Origin of the sequence: Streptomyces sp. CAI-85 (assembly GCF_013363615.1) — a bacterium.
In the GTDB taxonomy this organism is placed as follows: Bacteria; Actinomycetota; Actinomycetes; order Streptomycetales; family Streptomycetaceae; genus Streptomyces; species Streptomyces antibioticus_B.
Window position 1 is genome coordinate 1 of the sequence record NZ_JAANNX010000120.1, and the last position, 7,714, is coordinate 7,714.

At 70.5% G+C, this 7,714-nt stretch carries 9 protein-coding genes; all 9 read right to left on the minus strand.

Features of this window, described 5'->3' with window-relative positions; translation table 11 throughout:
* The coding region (locus G6W55_RS36520; RefSeq protein WP_175524914.1) for a lysophospholipid acyltransferase family protein at window positions 1-816 on the minus strand (816 nt) is incomplete at its 3' end.
* Between the two features lie 14 nt (window positions 817-830).
* Window positions 831-1,916 (minus strand): NAD-dependent epimerase/dehydratase family protein, encoded by a 1,086-nt coding sequence (locus tag G6W55_RS36525; RefSeq protein WP_175524915.1) that lies wholly within the window; start codon window positions 1,914-1,916, stop codon window positions 831-833.
* Window positions 1,917-2,103: 187 nt separating this feature from the next.
* Entirely contained in the window at window positions 2,104-2,202 is a 99-nt protein-coding gene (locus G6W55_RS36530) for a 30S ribosomal protein bS22 (RefSeq protein ID WP_003948845.1), read from the minus strand.
* 188 nt (window positions 2,203-2,390) lie between these two features.
* The gene (locus tag G6W55_RS36535; protein ID WP_051781202.1) at window positions 2,391-2,603 is read right to left on the minus strand and encodes a helix-turn-helix domain-containing protein; all 213 of its coding nucleotides are present in this window, start codon (window positions 2,601-2,603) and stop codon (window positions 2,391-2,393) included.
* A gap of 129 nt (window positions 2,604-2,732) precedes the next feature.
* Window positions 2,733-3,557 carry a phosphatase gene (locus G6W55_RS36540; RefSeq protein ID WP_370628144.1) on the minus strand — a complete coding sequence of 275 codons (825 nt, stop codon included), beginning with the start codon at window positions 3,555-3,557 and terminating at the stop codon, window positions 2,733-2,735.
* A gap of 209 nt (window positions 3,558-3,766) precedes the next feature.
* Window positions 3,767-4,939, minus strand: coding sequence for an acetoin utilization protein AcuC (locus G6W55_RS36545; protein ID WP_175524917.1), 1,173 nt, complete (start codon window positions 4,937-4,939; stop codon window positions 3,767-3,769).
* Window positions 4,890-6,125, minus strand: a complete 1,236-nt coding sequence (locus G6W55_RS36550) for an MFS transporter (protein WP_175524918.1) — start codon at window positions 6,123-6,125, stop codon at window positions 4,890-4,892. Before G6W55_RS36550 ends, G6W55_RS36545 begins: the two co-directional genes overlap by 50 nt.
* The gene (locus G6W55_RS36555) at window positions 6,122-6,934 is read right to left on the minus strand and encodes a VC0807 family protein (protein ID WP_175524919.1); all 813 of its coding nucleotides are present in this window, start codon (window positions 6,932-6,934) and stop codon (window positions 6,122-6,124) included. The genes G6W55_RS36550 and G6W55_RS36555 overlap by 4 nt, the downstream gene beginning before the upstream one ends.
* 69 nt (window positions 6,935-7,003) lie before the next feature.
* Window positions 7,004-7,648 carry an HAD family phosphatase gene (locus G6W55_RS36560; protein ID WP_175524920.1) on the minus strand — a complete coding sequence of 215 codons (645 nt, stop codon included), beginning with the start codon at window positions 7,646-7,648 and terminating at the stop codon, window positions 7,004-7,006.
* Between the last annotated feature and the right edge of the window lie 66 nt (window positions 7,649-7,714).

Genomic DNA, 7,714 nt, shown 5'->3' on the forward strand with positions numbered 1-7,714 from the left:
CATCGGGTAGATCTCCTCCGCCCCGACGATCGAGCACGGCACGATCGGCGCGCCCTGCCGCAGCGCGGTCGACACGAACCCGCCCCGCCCGAACCGCTGGAGCTTGTACCGCTCCCCGAACGGCTTGCCGATGCCCTTGAACCCCTCCGGCATCACCCCGACCAGCTCGCCCTGCCCCAGCAGCCGTTCGGCGTCCTCGGCGCAGGCCAGGGTGTGCCCGAGCTTGCGCGCCAGCTCGTTCACCACCGGCAGCACGAACACCAGGTCGGCGGCGAGCAGCCGCAGATGACGCCCCGCGGGGTGATGGTCGTGGACGGCGACCTGCATCATCAGCCCGTCCAGCGGCAGCGTCCCCGAATGGTTGGCGACGATCAGCGCCCCGCCCTCGGCCGGGATGTTCTCGACGCCCTTCACCTCGACCCGGAAGTACTTCTCGTACACCGGCCGCAGCAGCGACATCAGGACCTGGTCGGTCAGCTCCTCGTCGTAACCGAAGTCGTCGACCTCGTAGTCGCCCGTGAGCCGGCGGCGCAGGAAGGCCAGCCCGCCGGCGATCCGCCGCTCCAGGCCGCCGTCGCCGCGCCCGCCCGCCGCGTCCCCCGCGTCCGTCCCGTCCTTCACAGGAACATCATCCTGCTCCCCGGCCCTGGTGGGCAGGGGCTGGAGCTCGCCGGTCCCGGCGAGGTCACCGATCCCGCGGACCGGCGCGGGCTCGCCGCCCGCGCGCCGGGACACGCCGCGCCGCCGCGGCGGCCGCCCTGCGGCACCTCCGCGGGAGCGGTCGTCGTCGAACGGAATGACCTTGGCGTCCGCCATCGTTGATGCGCTCCTCAGTTGGCGCTCGGCGTCGGGGGGTGGGCCTGCGCGGTGGCCCCGGGCAGGGCGCCGCCCGCGAAGGGCAGCGCGGCGACCCGGTCGACGGCCTCCGCGACGGCCTCGGGCGGCAGCAGCCCGGGCCCGTGGCTGCGCGCGAAGTCCGCGAACGCCTCGGCCGTGGTGTACCGCGGCCGGAAGCCGAGCGTCTCGCGCATCTGGGTGGTCGCCACCACCCGGCCGTGCGTCAGCAGCCTGATCTGCTCGGGCGAGAAGTCCGTCATGCCCAGCGTACGCACCAGGGTTCCGGCCCAGGTGACCGCCGGCAGCAGCAGGGGCACGGTGGGCCGTCCGAGCCGCCGCGAGCACTGCGACAGCAGCAGCACGCCGTCCCCGGCGATGTTGAACGTGCCGCTGTTCAGGGTGCCGCGCTCCGGCTCGTGCGAGGCGATCCGCAGGACGTCGATGACGTCGTCCTCGTGCACGAACTGGAGCCGTGGGTCGTAGCCGAGCACGGTGGGCAGCACGGGCAGCGAGAAGTAGGAGGCGAGCGGTGTCTCGGCGGTCGGCCCGAGGATGTTGGCGAACCGCAGCACGCACACGGCCACATCGGGCCGCCGCCGCGCGAAGCCCCGGACGTACCCCTCGACCTCGACGGCGTCCTTGGCGAACCCGCCGCTGGGCAGGGACTTGGCGGGGGTCGTCTCGGTGAACACGGCGGGATCGCGCGGCGCGGACCCGTAGACGTTCGTCGACGACTTGACGACCAGCCGCTTCACGGTCGGGGACTTCTGGCAGGCGCCGAGGAGCTGCATCGTCCCGATGACGTTGGTCTCCTTGACCACGGTCCGGCTGCCGCTGCCGAGCGCGGTGGCCGTCACGTCCAGATGGACGACGGTGTCGGCGCCCGTCTCGGCGAGCACCCGCGCGACGGTGGCCTGCCGGATGTCGGCCTGGACGAACTCGGCACCGCCGAGATGGTGCTCGGGCCGCACGGCGTCCACGCCGATGACCCGCTCCACATCGGGGTCCCGCTGGATCCGCCGTACGAAACGGCCCCCCAGTTGACGGGCCACTCCGGTCACGAGCACGACCTTGCCCAAGATCAGCGCCTTCCTTCCGCCCTCAGTCCCGCGCGGCCCAACTTATCGGGTCGATGTTGCGCTGTGATGACCCCCCGGACGTGCGAGGTGACGGAAAACGGCCGGAGGGCGGCCCGGACATGCGTGTGGCCCCCCACCAGGAAACCCCAAGTGGAGGGCCACACCACGCTCTCGCGGCTCGCGTCGCCTACTTCTTGTTACGACGCTGAACGCGCGTGCGCTTGAGCAGCTTGCGGTGCTTCTTCTTGGCCATCCGCTTGCGCCGCTTCTTGATAACAGAGCCCACGACTACCCTCGCTCACTTCTCATCACTCGGTGCTGGGCGCCATGGGCCCATACGACCTACGAGGGGCTAGCCTACCCGCCTGAGCGCTGAGGTCGTAATCGAGGCGACCGGAGGGGTCCTGAAGGTGCCCTGTACCGCTGGTCGCGCCGGTGCGCGGACCGATCGCGGACCCCTCCGCCGACGCCGTCTCAGGCGGTTTCCACCCCCACGTAGCTCTCGCGGAGGTACTCGTGCACCGCCTGTTCGGGGACGCGGAAGGACCGCCCCACCCGGATGGCGGGCAGATGACCGCTGTGCACCAGCCGGTACACGGTCATCTTCGACACTCGCATCACCGAGGCGACTTCCGCCACGGTAAGGAACTGAACCTCGTTCAGAGGGCGTTCGCCTGCTCCAGCCATGACACACCTGAACCTTCCGCACTCGACGGCCACCGGCTTCCCCTTCCGGTGACTCTTCGTCGTTGCGTGCTCACTCCCCAATGTAGGGGCGGGTGATGCGAGTGGGGAAGAGGTGCACCCATCGCCGCCCTACTGTGACAGACACGCCCGATTGAGTACGTAGCGGGCCAGCGGCAGGTAGTGGTCCGGGCACACACCGTCGTCAAGTGGAACGGCGACGGCCACCGCCCCCTCGGCCTGCCCCACGAACACCGCCGGGTCGTCGGTGTCGGCCAGCCCGATGGCCTCGAACCCCAGTTGACCTGCCCCGCAGACCCATCCGTGGTCCCCGATCACCAGATCCGGCAACGGCCGCCCCTCCGCCGCGGCCGCCCCGAGCGCGACCCGAACCGGCAGGGGCGAGTGGCTGTGAACAGGGGTCGCACAACCGGCGCGTTCACCGTCGCCCTCCCGGACGACCGCGACGCCGCGTACGTAGTCGAGGTGGTGCGTACGTAGACCGAACCGGGTCGTTATGTCGACAGAGCGACCCTGCGCAAGGGTGAGGACAGTACATCCCGCCGCCGACAAAGCGTCCGCGAGCCGACCGTAGAACCCGAGCAGCCGATCCGGATGCCCGGTCCCGATCAGCACGCTCCCACCACGCTGGGCGACCGCCGCGACCCGCTCGGCGAAGGCGTCGAGCGCGGCGACGGTGCGATCCGGATCGATCACATCATGCCCTGAAACGCATCGAGGATCGGCCGAAACCCCACACTTCTCCGCCATCAACGCAAGCAACTCCCCCACCCCCCAGGCCCCCTGCGGCTCCACCCCCATCAACACCCGAGGATCCCGAGCCGCGAACGCCCGATACCGCCCCAGACTCTTCTCCCGCCCACTCCCCACAACCCCGGCCAGCCCCACAGCGACGAGGTACCCCCGAATGCCCCCATACCCGCCCACGCGACAGATCCTGAACCATTGCGACGGCCTGCGGCCAGGGGGAGGGAGGAAGTGGGCTCGGTTGGAGTAAGGGGGTCTGGGGAGGGGGGCAGGGGCGGAGCCCCGCGAGGGGGTCACTTTCCAACTGACCGAGACGGGTGGGTGGGTGGGAAACATGGGGTCCGGGGCGGAGCCCCGCGGCGGCCACCTTCCGACCGACCGATGGGCAAGAACGCCCCCTACGTCAACAACCCCCGCAGCGGAAACACCGCCCGCCGAGTGGCCCGTACCGCCTGATCCAGCCGAGACTCAGGGTCGTACCCCGCCTCCCACGCCCCGAACTCCACAGGCCACCGCCCATCAGTCATCCGCACCGGCGCCAACTGCCGCGTACGAGCAAAAACGGCCTGCCGCCAACTCTCCGGAATCACCGTCTCCGGCGCCACCGGCCGCCCCGCCACCACCCCCACCAGATGCGCCCACGACCGCGGCACCACATCCACCACCGCGTACCCGCCCCCACCCAACGCCACCCACCGACCCCCCGCATGCGCGTGCGCCAGCTCATGACACGCCACCTGCACCGCCCGCTGCGCGTCCAACGACACCGCCAGATGCGCCAACGGATCCTCGAAATGCGTATCCGCCCCGTGCTGCGTCACCAGCACATCCGGCCGGAAGTCGGCGAGAAGCTCCGGCACCACCGCATGGAACGCCCGCAACCACCCCGCATCCCCCGTCCCCGCGGGCAACGCCACGTTCACCGCGGCCCCCGCCCCCGCACCCACCCCGGTCTCCTCCGGCCACCCGGTCTGCGGGAACAACGTACGAGGATGCTCGTGCAGCGAGATCGTCAGCACCCGCGGGTCCTCCCAGAACGCCGCCTGCACCCCGTCCCCGTGATGCACGTCCACATCGACGTAGGCGACCCGCTCCGCCCCCAGCTCCAGCAGTCGCGCGATGGCCAGCGCCGCGTCGTTGTAGATGCAGAACCCCGCCGCGCCCCCGGGCATCGCATGGTGCAGCCCGCCGGAGAAGTTCACCGCGTGCAGCGCCTCACCCCGCCACACGGCCTCCGCCGCCCCCACCGACAATCCGGCGATCAGCGCGGACACCTCGTGCATCCCGGCGAAGGCCGGATCGTCCACGGTCCCCAGCCCGTACGACGTGTCCGCCGCCCGGGGATCCACGGAGGCCGCCTTCACGGCCTGCACATAGTCCTCCCGGTGCACCAGCCTCAAGGTGGAGTCCCCCGCCGGCTTCGCCCCGACGACCTCCACCTCCCGGTCCAGCCCCAGGGCAGACACCAGCCTCCGGGTCAGATCCAGCCGGACCGGATCCATCGGATGCTCCGGGCCGAAGTCATAGCCCGTTACTGCCTCGTCCCACATAAGGTGTGCGCGGCCGCTCATGCCCGCCACCGTATCGGTCCGGTTGAGCGGCGAACGACCGGGCGTACACCAACGTCACCAGCACCAACACCATCGGCACCACCATGGCCCCCCGATAGCTCCAGGCGTCCCCCAGCGCCCCCACCAACGGCGACCCCACCAGGAACCCCACGTAGTTGAAGACGTTCAGCCGCGCGATCGCCGCGTCCGACGCCCCCGGGAACAACCGCCCCGCCGCCGCGAACGTCTGCGGCACCAGCACACACAGCCCCAGCCCGACCAGCGTGAACCCGCCCATCCCGACCCAGGCCCCCGGCGCCCCGGCCACCACCGCGAACCCCACCGCCGCCACCAGCGCCCCGAGCCGCACGACCGCCGCCGCCCCGAACCGCCGTACCCCGAAGTCCCCGATGGCCCGCCCGACCAGCGTGGTCACCATGTACACGTTGTACGGCACGGTGGCGAGCTGCTCACTGCTCCCGAGCACGTCCTGGAGGTACTTGGCGCTCCAGTTGGAGACCGTCGAGTCCCCGATGTAGGCGAAGGTCATCACCAGACACAACGGCAGCAGCAGCTTGAAGACGACCCCGTCCCCCTTGGCCCCCGCCTCGGAACCCTTCTCGGACCCCTTCTCGGTCACCGGCTCCGCGTCCCCGTCGACGTACCACCGGCTCCCCACCAACACCGCCGGCACCAGCACCACCACGACCGGCAGATACGACACCCAGAGCGCGAGATGCCAGTGCGCCCCCGCCCACGCGAACGAGGCCCCCACGATCCCGCCCAGGCTGTACGCGGCATGGAAGCTCAGCATGATGCTGCGCCCGTACGCCCGCTGAAGGCTCACCCCGAGCATGTTCATCGAGGCGTCCAGCACCCCCACCGAGAGCCCGAAGACAGCGAGCGAGACGGCGAGTTGGAGCATGGTGTCCCCGGCGCCCACCCCGACCAGCGCCAGCAGCACCACCGGCTGCGACCACCGCAGCAGCGCGCTCGCCGGCAGCCGCTTCACCAACTGCTCCGTCGCCACGCTCCCGGCCCCGGCCAGCACCGGCACGGCCGCGAGGAAGGCGGGCAGCAGCGCGTCCGAGACCCCGTACCGGTCCTGGATGGCCGGGATCCGGGTGACGAGCAGAGCGAACGCAGCCCCCTGGGCGAAGAAGCTGAACGCCAACGAGGCCCTACCGCGCCGCAGCAGTTCTGTCATGGCGGCGAGCGTAGGGCCCCGGCGTACTCGTGGGTAGATCCAGCCAAAGATGAATTTCCCTCATCTTTACCGGGCGAGAGCCACGCCAGCCGTCTCTGCCGTCTCCCCGACCGCCACCTCACCCCGCTCGACGGACCGCCCCGCACGGCCTCCTCGGCGACCATGGCCTGCATGGGCCCGGCGGCCAGCGCCCCACTGACGACGAACCCCGCCCCCATCGCCACGACCATCACCACGGACCCCAGCCACACCATCGTCTCCACCGGCACCGTGTACGCGCCCACGACCCGCAGCACACACTCCCCGAGCAACACCCCGCCCCACACGAGGGAGAACACCCGCTCCCGCCGCAGGAAGTCCGCGGAGGCCGCCGCCCGCCCCGCCGTCAGCCGCTCCCAGGCCGCCTCCTTCGCCGCGTCCCCCTTCACCAGGAACGGCTTGAGCCCGGCGGTCATCATCGGCCTCCCGCACGCCACCGACACCAGGATCCCGATGCCGATCACACTGCTGACCCCACTGTCCTTGGCGAGCATCAGCCGCGGATCCCCGGCGACGAGACTGAGCAACAGCCCGACGACGTTCACGACAAGGATGAGCCCGGCAAGCCCGTTGACCCTCCGCTCCCGCACCAGACTCCACCCGGTCCGCACGGCCGGCACGACACTGCTCCAGGCCAGCGCGGCGAAGGTGCTCATCCCGAAGGCACCCTTGAACAGGTAGTACGACCCGAGCGGTACGGCCACGTCCACGAGGAGCGGCATGAAGGCGTGCTGCTGCTTACCGTCGGTCCGGTGCTGGTTCGTCGTCATGCCCTCAGCTTCGCCGCCGGCCCGGTTCCCCCGGTAGAAACGATCGTCCGGACCTACGCATGACAAATGTCAGGCCAGCAGCCCCGCCAACTCGCCCATGTCGGAGAACAGTTGCGTGGCCCCCGCCAGCTTGGCGGCCGGTGTCATCGCCGTGAACCCGTACACGTCCATCCCGGCCGCGACCGCCGCCTGGACGCCCAGCGGCGAGTCCTCCACCACGACACACCGCGCCGGCTCGACGCCCATGCGCTCGGCCGCGTGGAGGAACAGATCGGGGGCCGGCTTGCCCTTGCCCACGTCCTGGGAGCTGAAGATCCGCGCGTCGTCGAACCACCGGTCAAGCCCGGTCGTCCGATGCCCCACCCGGATCCGCTCATGACTCCCGGAGGACGCCACGCAGTACGGCACGTCGTCCGCGGCGAGCTTCCCGAGGACGTCCATGGCCCCCGCGACGGGCCGCAACTCCCGCTCGAAGGCGTCGAACACCCTCCGGTGGAAGACGTCGTCGAAGTCCGCCGGCAGCCGCTCCCCCGTGCGCTCCAGGACCAGGTCGTGGATCCGGTGCATCGCGGACCCCATGTAGTCCCGGATGGAGTCCTCGTAGCTGGTGGGATGCCCCAGCTCGGTCAGATAGGCGGCCAGCAGCCGGTTGGAGATGGGCTCGCTGTCCACCAGGACACCGTCGTTGTCGAAGATCACCAATTCGTAGCGCATATAAAGAACCCTAAACGCAGAAAACCCCGCACCATGACGGTGCGGGGTTTCCCACAATGATTGTTC